Origin of the sequence: Mesorhizobium sp. CA13 (assembly GCF_020165235.1) — a bacterium.
GTDB lineage: Bacteria > Pseudomonadota > Alphaproteobacteria > Rhizobiales > Rhizobiaceae > Mesorhizobium.
The window spans coordinates 120,747-133,789 of the sequence record NZ_JAIUHS010000007.1; the positions used below are offsets into that span (position 1 = coordinate 120,747).

General features: G+C 65.9%; 15 protein-coding genes. 7 read left to right on the forward strand and 8 right to left on the reverse strand.

What is annotated here, in order from left to right; translation table 11 throughout:
* Positions 1–102: 102 nt before the first annotated feature.
* The 3 genes from LB566_RS17905 to hrcA form a co-directional block, all read right to left on the reverse strand.
* Positions 103–1,473 carry a PQQ-dependent sugar dehydrogenase gene (locus LB566_RS17905; protein WP_224625352.1) on the reverse strand — a complete coding sequence of 457 codons (1,371 nt, stop codon included), beginning with the start codon at positions 1,471–1,473 and terminating at the stop codon, positions 103–105.
* A 116-nt stretch (positions 1,474–1,589) separates the two neighbouring features.
* The gene (locus LB566_RS17910) at positions 1,590–1,784 is read right to left on the reverse strand and encodes a hypothetical protein (RefSeq protein ID WP_140554504.1); all 195 of its coding nucleotides are present in this window, start codon (positions 1,782–1,784) and stop codon (positions 1,590–1,592) included.
* Between the two features lie 37 nt (positions 1,785–1,821).
* Positions 1,822–2,919 (reverse strand): heat-inducible transcriptional repressor HrcA, encoded by a 1,098-nt coding sequence (gene hrcA / locus LB566_RS17915; RefSeq protein ID WP_140554505.1) that lies wholly within the window; start codon positions 2,917–2,919, stop codon positions 1,822–1,824.
* Positions 2,920–3,148: 229 nt separating this feature from the next.
* Here hrcA and rph point away from each other — a divergent pair, with 229 nt between their 5' ends.
* The 5 genes from rph (at position 3,149) to LB566_RS17940 (ending at position 6,899) form a co-directional block, all read left to right on the forward strand.
* Complete coding sequence (gene rph / locus LB566_RS17920; RefSeq protein ID WP_140554507.1) at positions 3,149–3,865, forward strand: ribonuclease PH; 717 nt, start codon at positions 3,149–3,151, stop codon at positions 3,863–3,865.
* 183 nt (positions 3,866–4,048) lie between these two features.
* The gene (locus LB566_RS17925) at positions 4,049–4,459 is read left to right on the forward strand and encodes a VOC family protein (RefSeq protein WP_140550507.1); all 411 of its coding nucleotides are present in this window, start codon (positions 4,049–4,051) and stop codon (positions 4,457–4,459) included.
* Positions 4,459–5,121, forward strand: a complete 663-nt coding sequence (gene rdgB, locus LB566_RS17930; RefSeq protein ID WP_140550508.1) for an RdgB/HAM1 family non-canonical purine NTP pyrophosphatase — start codon at positions 4,459–4,461, stop codon at positions 5,119–5,121. The genes LB566_RS17925 and rdgB overlap by 1 nt, the downstream gene beginning before the upstream one ends.
* Complete coding sequence (gene hemW / locus LB566_RS17935; RefSeq protein WP_224625353.1) at positions 5,118–6,296, forward strand: radical SAM family heme chaperone HemW; 1,179 nt, start codon at positions 5,118–5,120, stop codon at positions 6,294–6,296. Before rdgB ends, hemW begins: the two co-directional genes overlap by 4 nt.
* Before the next feature lie 168 nt (positions 6,297–6,464).
* Positions 6,465–6,899 carry an EamA family transporter gene (locus tag LB566_RS17940; RefSeq protein WP_140550510.1) on the forward strand — a complete coding sequence of 145 codons (435 nt, stop codon included), beginning with the start codon at positions 6,465–6,467 and terminating at the stop codon, positions 6,897–6,899.
* 73 nt (positions 6,900–6,972) lie between these two features.
* Here LB566_RS17940 and LB566_RS17945 read toward each other — a convergent pair whose 3' ends face one another.
* Positions 6,973–7,152 (reverse strand): hypothetical protein, encoded by a 180-nt coding sequence (locus LB566_RS17945; protein WP_140491829.1) that lies wholly within the window; start codon positions 7,150–7,152, stop codon positions 6,973–6,975.
* 198 nt (positions 7,153–7,350) lie between these two features.
* On the opposite strand from LB566_RS17945, the gene rsmI reads away from it, so the two are divergent.
* Complete coding sequence (gene rsmI, locus LB566_RS17950; protein ID WP_224625354.1) at positions 7,351–8,262, forward strand: 16S rRNA (cytidine(1402)-2'-O)-methyltransferase; 912 nt, start codon at positions 7,351–7,353, stop codon at positions 8,260–8,262.
* The gene (locus LB566_RS17955; protein ID WP_224625355.1) at positions 8,255–8,632 is read left to right on the forward strand and encodes a YraN family protein; all 378 of its coding nucleotides are present in this window, start codon (positions 8,255–8,257) and stop codon (positions 8,630–8,632) included. The genes rsmI and LB566_RS17955 overlap by 8 nt, the downstream gene beginning before the upstream one ends.
* Before the next feature lie 17 nt (positions 8,633–8,649).
* On the opposite strand, the gene LB566_RS17960 is transcribed toward LB566_RS17955, so the two are convergent.
* The 4 genes from LB566_RS17960 to LB566_RS17975 form a co-directional block, all read right to left on the reverse strand.
* The gene (locus LB566_RS17960) at positions 8,650–9,618 is read right to left on the reverse strand and encodes an alpha/beta hydrolase (protein WP_224625356.1); all 969 of its coding nucleotides are present in this window, start codon (positions 9,616–9,618) and stop codon (positions 8,650–8,652) included.
* Positions 9,619–9,631: 13 nt separating this feature from the next.
* Positions 9,632–10,312, reverse strand: a complete 681-nt coding sequence (locus LB566_RS17965) for an isochorismatase family protein (RefSeq protein WP_140550514.1) — start codon at positions 10,310–10,312, stop codon at positions 9,632–9,634.
* A 283-nt stretch (positions 10,313–10,595) separates the two neighbouring features.
* Positions 10,596–11,900 carry a M24 family metallopeptidase gene (locus LB566_RS17970; RefSeq protein ID WP_224625357.1) on the reverse strand — a complete coding sequence of 435 codons (1,305 nt, stop codon included), beginning with the start codon at positions 11,898–11,900 and terminating at the stop codon, positions 10,596–10,598.
* A 148-nt stretch (positions 11,901–12,048) separates the two neighbouring features.
* Positions 12,049–13,014, reverse strand: coding sequence for a GlxA family transcriptional regulator (locus tag LB566_RS17975; protein ID WP_140550516.1), 966 nt, complete (start codon positions 13,012–13,014; stop codon positions 12,049–12,051).
* Positions 13,015–13,043: the final 29 nt, after the last annotated feature.

The following is a 13,043-nucleotide window of genomic DNA, read 5'->3' on the forward strand; positions in this document are numbered from 1 at the left end:
CTGCTGGGACGCCTTGTCGCACAGAGTTTCGCAGGCGGGAATTGCCTGGATCCGGATTTGGTTGCACCAGGCATGCGCCGCGCTCGGGACCTCCCAAGCGGATCAGGACCGCCCGTCGCCGTAGGTCACGCGCCAGATGGTGCCGTTGCCGTCCTCGGTGACGATCAGCGCGCCGTCATTCGCCACCGCCACGCCGACCGGCCGGCCCCAGACCTCGCCGCCGGAGGTGACGAAGCCGGTCATGAAATCCTCATATTCGCCGGTCGGCTTGCCGTCCTTGAACTTGAGCCGCACCACCTTGTAGCCGGTCCTGTTGCCGCGATTCCACGAACCGTGCAGGGCGACGAAGGCGTCGCCCCTGTATTCGGCCGGAAAACCGGATCCCGCGCGGACATTCCTGCCGTCGTAGAAGGCGATGTTGAGCGGCGCCGAATGCGCCTGCATCAGAATGTCGGGGACGGTGACCTTGCCGGCAAGGTCGGGACGCGCGCCCTTGTGGCGCGGATCCTCATTGTCGCCGATATAGTACCAGGGCCAGCCGTAGAAGGCGCCTTCCCTCACTTCGGTCGCATATTCGAACGGCACATTGTCGCCGAGCGCGTCGCGCTCGTTGACCACGCACCACGGCGCGCCCGTCGCCGGCTGGATGGCCATGCCCGAACAATTGCGCAGGCCGGTGGCAACGATGCGGCCATTCTTGCCGTCCGGGTCGAAAGCCCTTACGTCGGCGCGGCCTTCCTCCGAGCCCCAGGCGGCGCCGAGCGGCTTCGACTTGGCCCAGGCATCGAGCCCGCCCCGCGGTTTCCTTGCCATGTCCTGGGCGGCGTTCGAGCCGGAGCCGACCGAGAGATAGAGCGTCTTACCGTCCGGCGAGAAGGCGATGTCGCGGGTCCAGTGATGAGTGGCCGGAATGTCGCGGACAATCGTTTCCGGCTCGCCGGAGGCCTTCAGGTCGCCATCGCGGTAGGGAAAGCGCACGATGCTGTCGCTGTTGGCGACGTAGACCCATTGCGGACTGTCCCCGGGCGGATAGAAGGCGATGCCGTAGGGCTGGTTGAGATTGCGGGCGAAGACGCCGTCACTGACGGGTTTCGCGTTGCCCTCGCCCAGACGGTAGACGCGGATCTGGTTGGCCTCGCTGTCGGCGACGAACAGGTCGCCATTGGGCGCGACGCGCACGACGCGCGGATTGTCGATGCCCGAAGCGATCAGTTCCGCCGAAAAACCCGCCGGCAGCCGCGGCTCGGCGCCTTGCGGCCTTTGCACCGGACCGGCGCTGTTCGAGGCGGATCTGGTGACATAGGGCCTGGGCTGGTCTTGCGGGCTGATCAGCCGGCGCACGCCCGGCTCGTCGGCCCGCCAGTCACCGAATGCGGCCGCGCCCTTGAGCACCGGCTCTGTCTGCTGGGCCAATGCCGTCGCGGCGAAAAGCAATGCTGCAGGGATCGCCACGGCGCCGGCAAGTCTGATCATCCCAGTCTCCAGCTTCTCGCTTCGCTATGCATGTCGTTGTCCCAAGACCGAGGATCACATGCATCAAGGGAACGGGCGGGCTCGGCAGTCGTTCCGGACGACACGGGGAATTCGGGTCAGGTATCCGCGTCGAGATCGGCGTCGAGGTTCTTTTCCAGTTCGACGAGGTCGGCCGGCAGCGGCATGCCCATGGCGCGCATTTCGCGCAGCTTCTCGCGCAATTGCTCCTGCACTTCCCGCACATCCTCAGGCTGGTTGACCATCTCCTCCAGCAGCAGGCTGATCTGGGCCTTGAACGATTCCAGCGCCATCTTTTCTCTCCTCGGCCGTCTGGATCGATCCCAGCCCTCAGCGCAGCATGCGCGATATCAGCTGCGCCGTATAGTCGACCATCGGGACAATGCGGGCATAGTTGAGCCGGGTCGGGCCGATGACGCCGAGCGCGCCGACGACGCGGGCGTCCTTGTCGCGGTAGGGTGCCACGACCAGCGACGAGCCGGAGAGCGAGAAAAGCTTGTTTTCCGAGCCGATGAAGATGCGCACGCCCGGTCCGGCCTCGGCGAGGTCTAGCAGCTGGATCAGCCCGTCCTGCGTCTCCATGTCCTCGAACAAATGGCGCAAGAGTTCGATGTCGGCCTGGGCGGTGACGTTTTCGAGAAGATTGGCGCGACCGCGCACGATCAGGCGCGCCGGCAGGCCGCTTTCCGCGCCGGCCCACACCGCCAGCCCTTTCTCCACCAGGTCCTGCGACAGCGTGTCGAGCGCCGCCCTTGTCTCTTCCTTGATACGCGCGACCTCCGCCCGCGCCTCGGCCAGCGTACGGCCGCGAATATGGGCGTTGAGGAAATTCGAGGCCTCGTGCAATTGCGAGACGGTGATGCCGGCCGGCAGATCGATGACCCGGTTCTCGACGTCGCCGTTCTGCGACACCATCACGGTCAGCGCCTTGGTCGGCTCGAGCTGGATGAACTCGATGTGCTTGAGCGCCACCTCGTTCTTGGCGGCCAGCACCAGGCCGGCGCCGCGCGACATGCCAGACAGCATCTGGCTGGCCTCGGTCAGCATGTGTTCCAGCGTGGCGCCCGAGCCGGAGGCGCGCACCTGCGCCTCGATGCTGCGCCGCTCCTCGTCGGAGAGGTCGCCCAGTTCCATGAAGGCGTCGACGAAGAAGCGCAGGCCGGCCTGCGTCGGCAGGCGGCCGGCCGAGACGTGCGGCGCATAGATCAGGCCGAGATGTTCGAGGTCGCTCATCACGTTGCGGATGGTGGCCGGCGACAGCGAGGACGGCAGGATGCGCGACAGGCTGCGCGATCCCACGGGCTCGCCGTCCCTCAGATAGGAATCGACGATACGCCGGAAGATGTCGCGCGAACGCATATCGAGCGCCTGAAGTGCCGGCGCGGGAAGAGCGAGCGACTGCGAAGCGGGATCGACTGCCTTGGTCATTGCGGCCATAACCTCCGGTTCAAGGATATAGACTTCGCGGCGCCGCGCGCAACCCGGTGTCGCACTTGCGATCATCCCGGTGTCGCACTTGCGATCATCCGGTGTCGCGTTGCGCGATCACCCAGTGTCGCCGCGTTTGCGGTCGCCGGTCCATTTTCCTTTACGCCGTGCCCCGCATGCGTCTAAAAGCCGGCCAAGATTCAAAAAAGCTGACAAGAAAGCAGGCCGAATGCGCCCCTCCAAACGCCAGTTCGACGAAATGCGCGCCATCTCCTTCGAGCGCGGCGTCTCCAAACATGCCGAAGGCTCGTGCCTGGTGAAGTTCGGCGACACGCATGTCCTGTGCACGGCAAGCCTGGAGGAAAAGGTGCCGGGCTGGATGCGCAATTCCGGAAAAGGCTGGGTGACGGCCGAATACGGCATGCTGCCGCGCTCGACCGGCGAGCGCATGCGCCGCGAGGCCTCCGCCGGCAAGCAGGGCGGGCGCACGCTGGAGATCCAGCGGCTGATCGGCCGCTCGCTGCGCGCCGTGGTCGACCTGCAGGCGCTGGGCGAGCAGCAGATCACCGTCGACTGCGACGTCATCCAGGCCGATGGCGGCACCCGGACCGCCTCCATCACCGGCGGCTGGGTGGCGCTCTACGATTGCCTGCGCTGGATGGAAGCGCGGCAGATGGTGAGCGTCGGCAAGGTGCTGAAGGACCATGTCGCGGCGATTTCCTGCGGCATCCATGAAGGCCAGCCGGTCATCGACCTCGACTATCTCGAAGATTCCTCCGCCGGCACCGACGCCAATTTCGTCATGACAGGCAAGGGCGGCATCGTCGAGATCCAGGGCACAGCCGAGGGCGAGCCCTTTTCGGAAGGGCAGTTCGCCGAGCTGATGGGCCTGGCCAAGAAAGGCATCCAGAGGCTGGTGAGTCTGCAGCAGATGGCGGTGGTTTGAATCCTGGATGCCGAGCGTGAGCGCCCCCCTCTGTCCTGCCGGACATCTCCCCCACGAGGGGGGAGATTGGCAGCTTTGGCGCTCCGTTCACTTCTACAACGAAAGTAATTGGCGAAAGCCGCGATGGCGGCTGATCTCCCCCCTTGTGGGGGAGATGCCCGGCAGGGCAGAGGGGGGCGCCTCGTGATACCCTCCGCCATTCTTGAATCAGCCCTCTACGTCACCGACCTAGCCGCAGCGGAAGCGTTCTACACCGATGTCCTCGGCCTCACTCCTCTCGGGAAGGTCGAGGGCCGCCATCTCTTCTTCCGTTGCGGAGCCGGCGTGCTGCTGATCTTCAACGCCGAGGCGACCAAGGTCCCGCCCGCGCCCGACGCGAGGCTGAAAGTACCCCCGCACGGCACATCAGGCGAAGGCCATCTCTGCTTCGCGGCGACCGCCGATGAAATCAGCCGCTGGAGATCCCATCTGGAGGCGAAGGGCATCGCCATCGAAAGCGAATTCGAATGGCCGCAAGGCGGCCGCTCGCTCTATATCCGCGATCCTTCCGGCAATTCGATCGAATTCGCCGAGCCGAGAATCTGGGGACTTTGATGCATTCACTCGACGGAAAAAAGATCGTCGTCGCCAGCCACAATGAAGGCAAGCTGCGCGAATTCGCCGATCTGATGGCGCCGTTCGGATTCGAGGCGAAATCGGCGAAGGACTATGGCTTGCCCGAACCCGACGAAACCGGCACCACCTTCGAGGAGAACGCCTATATCAAGGCGTTCGCCGCGGCCAAGGCGACGGGCCTGCCGGCGCTGTCGGATGATTCGGGCCTGTGTGTCGACGCGCTCGACGGCGCGCCCGGCGTCTACACCGCCAACTGGGCTGAAACGCCTGATGGCAGCAGGGATTTCGGCATCGCCATGCAGCGCACCGAAGTGGCGCTGCAGGAAGTCGGCGCGGCCACGCCCGCACAGCGCACGGGACGCTTCGTCGCCGTCATCTGCCTGGCCTTTCCCGACGGCGAGGCAGAATATTACCGCGGCGAGGCCGAAGGCACGTTGGTCTGGCCGCCGCGCGGCGAGCTCGGATTCGGCTATGACCCGGTGTTCCTGCCGGACGGCTTCGAAAAAACCTTCGGCGAGATGAGCGCCGAGGAGAAACATGGCTGGAAGCCCGGCCAGGCCACGGCGCTGTCGCATCGCGCCCGCGCCTTCCAGAAATTCGCCCAAGCTCGATTGGGTCTGGCCAGGTTAGGCTCGGCATGATCAGGCCCGGCGCCACCATGCCGCTCGACCGCAGCCCCGGTTTCGGCGTCTATGTGCATTGGCCGTTCTGCGCGGCCAAGTGCCCTTATTGCGACTTCAACAGCCATGTCCGCCACCAGCCGGTCGACCAGGAGCGCTTTGCCGCCGCCTTCGAGGCGGAATTGGCGACGATGCGCCAGCGCACCGGCCCGCGCGAGGTGACCAGCATCTTTCTCGGCGGCGGCACGCCGTCGCTGATGAAGCCGGAAACGGTAGCAAGGGTCCTGGATGCCGTGGCGAAGAACTGGACGGTGCCCGACGACATCGAGGTGACGCTGGAGGCCAATCCCTCCTCGGTCGAAGCCGAACGCTTTCGCGGCTATCGCGCGGCGGGCGTCAACCGGGTCTCGCTCGGCGTGCAGGCGCTGAACGACAAGGATTTGCGCTTCCTTGGCCGGCTGCACAATGTGGACGAGGCGCTGCACGCGATCGGGCTCGCACGGGAGATATTCCCAAGGCTCTCCTTCGACCTGATCTACGCACGGCCAGGCCAGACGCCGGAGGCTTGGGCAACGGAGCTCGAACAGGCGATCGGCCACGCCGCCGACCATCTGTCGCTCTATCAGCTGACCATCGAGGAAGGCACGCCGTTCCACGCGCTGCACGCGGCGAAGAAATTCATCATCCCCGACAACGACCACGCCGCCGACCTTTATGCGCTGACGCAGGAGATCACGGCGGCGCACGGCCTGCCGGCCTATGAGATTTCCAACCACGCCAAGCCGGGCGCCGAGAGCCGCCACAATCTGACCTACTGGCGCTATGGCGAATATGTCGGCGTCGGCCCCGGCGCGCATGGCCGTTTCGTCGAGAACGGCCACCGCGTCGTGACCATCGCGGAGAAGATGCCGGAGACCTGGGCCAATCTTGTCGAGGCCAAGGGCCATGGCGTCACCGGCGGCGAGACCCTGACGCGCTCGGAAGAGGCCGACGAGTTCCTGCTGATGGGGCTGAGGCTGGCGGAAGGCATCGACCTGTCGCGCTACGAAGCGTTTTCCGGGCGCGGCCTGTCGAGCGCACGGCTGTCGGTGCTGCAGGGCGAAGGCCTGGTGGCGCCGATCGGCAACGCCCGCCTGCGCGCCACGCCCGCCGGCATGATCGTGCTCGACGCGGTGGTGGCCGATCTGGCGCGGTAGGCTCCCACATCCACCAGTGAAGTCATCCACCAGCGGAGTAATGCGAAGCGGCGCGCAGATCCGAGGAGGACGAAGGCGGGATACCGCTCTCAATCCCGAAGCCGGAGATTGCGCTTCTGGAGGCGCGGGTTTCACGTTATCTGGACCCAGGACATCGCGAGGCCCGAAATGAACCTGACGCTTTCCTGGCAATTCTGGGCGCTCCTGTCAGCGGCTTTCGCGGCACTGACGGCGATCTTTGCCAAGGTGGGCATCGAAACGATCAATTCCGATTTCGCCACCCTCATCCGGACAGCTATCATCCTGGTCGTGCTTGCGGCCATCCTCGCCGCCAGTGGCCAATTCCAATCATGGGCCTCGATCTCCGGAAAGACCTGGCTTTTCCTCGGCCTGTCGGGACTGGCGACCGGAGCCTCGTGGCTCTGCTATTTTCGCGCGCTGAAAATCGGCAATGCAGCGCAGGTGGCGCCCATCGACAAGCTAAGCGTCGTGCTTGTGGCGGTGTTTGGCGCGGTCTTTCTCGGCGAGCGGCTCACCAGTGCGAACTGGCTTGGCGTCGCCCTTATCGCGGCGGGCGCGGTGCTGGTCGCTTATCGAGGGTAGTGCTGCGCCGTGGCGGGCGTTCTTGGTTTCGAGACGGGTGATGAAAATATCGAAGCGATTGGGCATCGTCCGGTCAGTGCTCCGTCGTGCTGTCGGGTTCGTTGTCGGGTAGCTTGATCTCTGGTGGCGGGCGGCGCGCGGGCCCCTGCTTGCCGTCTGTGGTGGCGGGCGGCTTCCCGTCTCCTTGCGCGGCAAAGCGCTTGCGGCCTGCATAGTAGGGCTCGAAAGCGTCCTGTATCGTCAGTCTGTCCATCCTGTCCTCCCAGGGGAATCAGGGGCTAAATCTGCGAAAGCCGGTTTCGTTCCCTACTGTGGCGAAGGAATGGCGCTCGCCTTGCATTACAGCCGCTTTTGCAACCCGGCGCGGGCCGTGCCAAACAGGCGAATGATTTCGGAACGTCCTTCGCGGCTCCATCTGGACGCGGGCGCGCCGCTGACGGAGAAGGCACCGGTGACTGGCGAGACGGGCAAGCGCAGCTATGTGATCGGGCAGACCGAGATTGCGGCCCGGCCGCTCGAACCGGCGCTTTATCTGGTGGCGACGCCGATCGGCAATCTCGCCGACATCACGCTGCGCGCGCTGGAGACGCTGGCCGCCGCCGACATCGTCGCCTGCGAGGACACGCGCGTGTCGCGCGTGCTGCTCGACCGCTACGGCATCCGTCGCCGCACCACGGCCTATCACGAGCACAATGCCGGCGAGGCCGGGCCAAAATTGATAGCGGCGCTCCAGTCGGGGCAGAGCGTGGCCCTGATCTCGGATGCCGGCACGCCGCTGGTTTCCGATCCCGGCTACCGGCTGGTCGGCGAGGCGCTTGACCAGGGCATTCGCGTCGTGCCTATCCCCGGTCCGTCGGCGCCGCTTGCCGCGCTCACCGCATCCGGCCTGCCTTCGGATGCCTTCCTGTTCGCCGGTTTCCTGCCGGTCAAGGCGGGGCAGCGGCTGGCGCGGCTGGAAGCGCTTAAAGCGGTGCCGGCGACGCTGATCTTCTTCGAATCGCCGCGCCGGCTGGCCGAATCGCTCGGCGCGATGGCCGAAGCGCTCGGCGGTGAGCGCAAGGCAGCGGTCGGCAGGGAACTGACCAAGACCTTCGAGGAGATGCGCACCGGCACGCTGCGGGCGCTGGCCGACCACTATGCCGCGGCCGATAAGCCGAAGGGCGAGATCGTCGTCTGTGTCGGTCCGGCCGAGGCCAGGGCGGAGACGCCCGCGGACATCGATCGCCTGCTGCTGTCGCTCGCCGCCGAGATGCCGGCCTCGAAGGCGGCGGCGGAAGCGGCCAGGATGACCGGCGGCCAGAAGCAGGCGCTCTATCGGCGGCTGCTGGAACTCAGGGATGCCTCTGGAGAGGACCGTGGCTAGGCTCCCGAGCGTCAGCCGCCAAAAGGCCTATCGGCGCGGCCATCGCGGCGAATGGCTGGCGGCGGCCGCGCTGATGCTGAAGGGCTACCGTATCCTGGCGCGCCGCCATCGCACCCGTTTCGGCGAGATCGACCTGATCGCAAGGCGCGGCGACCTGGTGCTGTTCGTCGAGGTCAAGGCGCGCCGCACGCTGATCGAGGCGATGGAGGCTATCGCCCATGAATCGGAGCGCCGCATCGAAGGCGCCGCCGACATCTGGCTGTCGCGCCAGCCGGATTATGGCAGGCTGTCGATGCGGTTCGACATGATTGCCGTGCTGCCATGGCGCTGGCCGGTGCATGTCGAGAACGCGTTTTACGGGCGCAATTGAGGGCTGCGTCGCGGGGTTCAGCGTTCGAGGGGCCATTCGCCCGCGCCAAGTGCGGCGATCGCCGCGATTATGCGCCGGAACGCCTCGGCGGCGGCCGGCACCGTGGTGCGGGCGCGCAGGAAACTGTGCACGAGGCGCTTTTCCTCACGCCAGCTCGCTTTGCCGCCGACGGCCAGGATGCGGTCGCGATAGGCCTCGCCGTCGGACGACAGCGGGTCGCATTCGGCGGTAAAGACGACGGTGGGCGGTAGGCCGGAGAAGTCGGCGTCGCGCAGCGGCGAGAAGGTCGGATCGTTCGGCGCCTGTCTCTTGGCCGAGCGGACATGGCGATAGAAGGCGACGTCGCCGGTCGACAGAAGCGGCGCCTCGGCATGCTCGATATAGGAGCGGGCAGTCTCGTCGCCGCCGAGGCCGGGATAGATCAGCACCTGGCCGGTTGGCCTCTTCGCGTGAGCGCGCGTCGCATGACTGACCGCCGCCGCCAGATTGCCACCGGCGCTCTCGCCGCACAGCAGCAGTGGCCCGCTCGCCGTGGCCGCCGCCCATTCGAAGGCGGCCAGAGCGTCGTCGAAGGCGGCGGGATGAAGATGTTCGGGCGCCAGCCGATAGTCTACCGAGAACACAGCAAATCCGGTGCCGGCGCAGATCTCGGCGCAGATGTCGTCATGGCTGTCGAGCCCGCCGAGGATGAAGCCGCCGCCATGGTAATAAAGCACCGTGGCCGGCGCGGTGCCTGGCATCCGGTAACGCCGCACCGCTATGCCGCGGCCGGGGGCGGCGATGAGGTCGTCGCTGGCCGTCACCCCGGGCGGATAGGGCTGGCGAAGCGCTCGGCACATCCTGTCATAGATCGCCCGCTGCTTGGCGATCGGCAGGTCGATCGTCTCGGGCGGATACCAGGCGTTGATGCCGTCTATATAGGCCCACAGCGCAGGGTCGAGCAGCGTCGCGTATTTGCCGCGCCTGGTCGTTTCACTGCTGCCCACGGAAGGCATTGCCTTAAAGCTCGCTGTAAAGCCTGGCCGCGTTTTCAAAGCTGAAGCGCAGCGGTACCGAGCCCTCGACCTGCCAGACGGTGGCGCTCTCGCCGGCCAGCAGCCGGCAGGCGCCGTCTGTGTCGGTGACGGCGCCGCCATAGAGCCGGTTGGCGAGGTTGAGGATGGCGGTCTGGTGCATGGCGGCACTGCCGCTGCCGCAGGCATCCTTGACCAGAAGCACGCGAAAGCCGCGCGCCACGGCGTCCTTCACTGTGGCGTCGATGCAGGCCTCGGTCCACACGCCTGCTATGACCAGCCATTCGATGCCGCGCGCCTTCAGCTGGTCGGTAGCCGGCCCCGACCGGAAGGCGCTGGCCTCGGCCTTGATCAGCAGCGTCTCCCCCTGGGCCGGCGCCACCTCATGGCAGATTTCGGTCAGCGGATCGCTCTTGTCGGAGAAAGCGGACTTGCCGTCCTCTCCGACGGGATGGAAGGGCCGGTCCTGCTTGTCGAGATCGACAATATAGGCCCAGTGGTAAAGCGGCACATGGTTCTGCCGCGCCGCCGCCTGCAGGCGCTGGACGTTGGCGAGAATCGCCTCAAAGCCCTCGACGAGGTAGCGCGGGTCCTGCCGGTGCTCCTCCTGCAGGTCGATGAAGACAGCGGCAACCGTGCCGCACTTGATGGAGAGGGGGGTTTTCATGGGCGTGAGCCCTCGTCATGGAAGGGCGCGGCGGTCCACGATCCTTCCATATGCCGGAGGGTAAGCGCCCCCCTCTGCCCTGCCGGGCATCTCCCCCTCAAGGGGGGAGATTGGCGGCCGCGAATGCTTTCGCCCATAACCCGCGTTGCAGGAAAAAGCGCCGCAAGCGAAGCTGCCGATCTCCCCCCTAGAGGGGGAGATGTCCGGCAGGACAGAGGGGGGCGCCAAGGAATGAGGCGCTCGTTCTTCAGCTGCGATACGTCGCCGAGGCAAGCAGCGAACATCAAACCTGCTTCTCCAGAAATTCATCCTCATAAGGAAAACGCGACAGGAGCTCGGTGCCGGTCTCGGTGATCAGGATCTCGTCCTCCAGCTTGACGCCCTCGCGGCCGCCCTTCTCGCCAATATAGCTTTCCACGCTCACCACCATGCCTGGCACGATATGGCCGTCGCGGCCATAGGTTTCGTAGTCCATGGCGTGCGCGATGAAAGGCGTCTCGCCATGCATGCCGACGCCGTGCATGACCGAGGTGTAGCGCTGGTCGACGAAGCGGTCAGGGATCTTCCATGCCTTTTCGGCGATCTCGCGGAAAGCCATGCCGGGCTTCACGATCGAGATGTTGTGCTGAACCTGGTCGTGCGCCATGCGGTAGAGCGATTTCTGATAGGGGGTCGGCTTGCCGGGCCCGCAGCGGAAGGTGCGCGAGAAATCCGAGTAATAGCCATAGCAGCCGATCGTGTCGGTATCGAGCGCCAGCAATTCGCCCGGCCGGATTTTTCGCCCGCTGGCCTCGTTGAACCAGGGGTTGGTGCGCTGGCCAGACGTCAACAGCCGCGTCTCGATGAACTCGCCGCCCTGGCGGATGACCTCGCCATACATGATGGCGAACAGCTCGTTCTCGGAAACGCCGGGCTTGATCGCCTCGCGCACCGCATAGACAGCGGCTTCCGCGCCGGCCATCGACACCTGCAGGCATTTCACTTCCTCCGGCGTCTTGACCGCGCGCACCGCCAGGATCTCGCCCTGGCAATCCCGGACCTCGCAGCCGCGCTTTTCCAGGGCCAGCGCCTGCAAGTGGCTGCAGCGGTCGAGCCCGAGCTTCATCGAGCCGCCGCCATACTGCTTCAGGAGTTCGGCGATCTCGTCGGCGAAGGGACCGGCGGTCTCGTCGTCGCGGCCCGACACCGACGACCAGACGAGCTTGGACGGACGCGCCTCGTCGATCGTGTCGAGCACCATCGAGACATGGTAGCTCTGCGGGTATTCGAACAGAACGATCGGCCCTTCTGTCGGGATGAAGAAATAGCGGGTCGAATTGCGCAGGAAATAGCCGAACATGTTGCGCGAGCCGGTGGCGTAGCGCTGGTTGTAGGGATCGAACAGCACCACGCCGCCATAGCCGGCCTCACGCATCCAGCCGCGCAGCTTGGCAAGCCGGCCTTTACGCAGGGCGTCGGCATCGATGAAGGACGGCTCGGTGTCGGACAGCCACATGCCGCCCGCCGGATCGGCCGCCGCGGGGTGGCGCATGCGGTCCTTGAAGTCGACGTCTTCAGTGCTGTCGGGGTCGAATACGACGATGCTCATGGGGGCTGACCTTGGGTGGGTTGCAAGGCTTGACCATGGCGCAGGAGGGGCGGATGCATTGTGCGGAAAACCGCGTGTGTTGTGCGGGATGCCGCTAACAATAACGAGAGATGCAGGTGCCAGGCGCCCCGCCAACCTTCGAAAGTACCTAATGCCGTCTCGCCAGTTTCGGCGGATGCCCATGCTCCTCCCTGAACGCCCGGGCGAAGCTCGACATCGAGGCAAAGCCGCAGGCCAGCGCCACGTCGCGCACCGCGAGCGTGGAGTGCGCGAGCAGATCGGCGGCGCGCTTCAGCCTGAGCCGCCGGTAATAGCCATTGGGCGAGATGGCGAGTTCGGAGCGGAAGGAGCGTTCGAGCTTGTCCGAAGACACGCCGAGCCTCGCGGTCAGCTCCGCCATGCCGAGCCGCTCCTCCACAGCATCCTCCATGATGGCGATGGCCGACAGCACCAGCTCGTTCCGCACGCCGGTGCGCAGGCGCAGCGGCATCAGCTTGCGGTCGACGCTGGAGCGCAGCTGGCTGTGCACGAACCATTCGGCGACGCCGGCCGCAAGTTCGGCGCCGTAGTCGCGGGTAATGATCTCCAGCATCATGTCGAGGCTGCCGACGCCGCCGGCCGAGGTGAAACGCTTGCGGTCGATGACATAGAGGTCGCGCCTCAGCTCGACGTTGGGAAAGGCCTCGGTGAAGGCCGCCTGGCTGGTCCAGTGCAAGGTGCAGGCATGGCCGTCGAGCAGGCCGGCGCGGGCGAGGAAGAAGGCGGCATCCGCCACCGCGCCGATATGGGCGCCATTGCGCAAGCTGCGGCGGATCCAGCTTGCCGCATCCTCGGCGACGAGATGATCGGCATCGCCGCCCGAGCAGACGACGATGCGGTCGACCTTGGGCGCATCCTCGGCATAGAAGCCCGGTTGGATGACGACGCCGTTCGAGGCCTCGACCGCACCCTGGGTAGCCCCGACGATGATCCAGCGATAGCATTCCCGCTTCGCCAATATGTTGGCGGCGCGCAGCGGCTCGATGACGGACGAGAACGCCATCATCGGAAAACCGGGGAACACCAGCACCGCGAAGGTGAGGGGCGTATCGGGAGATGTGTCGCGCGTGCCCATAGCGCTACATCTCGGGCAGATGGGATTTG

Bases quoted from the DNA above. Each gene is read 5' to 3' on its own strand.
- LB566_RS17905 (WP_224625352.1), bottom strand. From the start codon at position 1,473: ATGATCAGACTTGCCGGCGCCGTGGCGATCCCTGCAGCATTGCTTTTC.
- LB566_RS17910 (WP_140554504.1), bottom strand. From the start codon at position 1,784: ATGGCGCTGGAATCGTTCAAGGCCCAGATCAGCCTGCTGCTGGAGGAG.
- hrcA (WP_140554505.1), bottom strand. From the start codon at position 2,919: ATGACCAAGGCAGTCGATCCCGCTTCGCAGTCGCTCGCTCTTCCCGCG.
- rph (WP_140554507.1), top strand. From the start codon at position 3,149: ATGCGCCCCTCCAAACGCCAGTTCGACGAAATGCGCGCCATCTCCTTC.
- rdgB (WP_140550508.1), top strand. From the start codon at position 4,459: ATGCATTCACTCGACGGAAAAAAGATCGTCGTCGCCAGCCACAATGAA.
- hemW (WP_224625353.1), top strand. From the start codon at position 5,118: ATGATCAGGCCCGGCGCCACCATGCCGCTCGACCGCAGCCCCGGTTTC.
- LB566_RS17940 (WP_140550510.1), top strand. From the start codon at position 6,465: ATGAACCTGACGCTTTCCTGGCAATTCTGGGCGCTCCTGTCAGCGGCT.
- LB566_RS17945 (WP_140491829.1), bottom strand. From the start codon at position 7,152: ATGGACAGACTGACGATACAGGACGCTTTCGAGCCCTACTATGCAGGC.
- LB566_RS17965 (WP_140550514.1), bottom strand. From the start codon at position 10,312: ATGAAAACCCCCCTCTCCATCAAGTGCGGCACGGTTGCCGCTGTCTTC.
- LB566_RS17970 (WP_224625357.1), bottom strand. From the start codon at position 11,900: ATGAGCATCGTCGTATTCGACCCCGACAGCACTGAAGACGTCGACTTC.
- LB566_RS17975 (WP_140550516.1), bottom strand. From the start codon at position 13,014: ATGGGCACGCGCGACACATCTCCCGATACGCCCCTCACCTTCGCGGTG.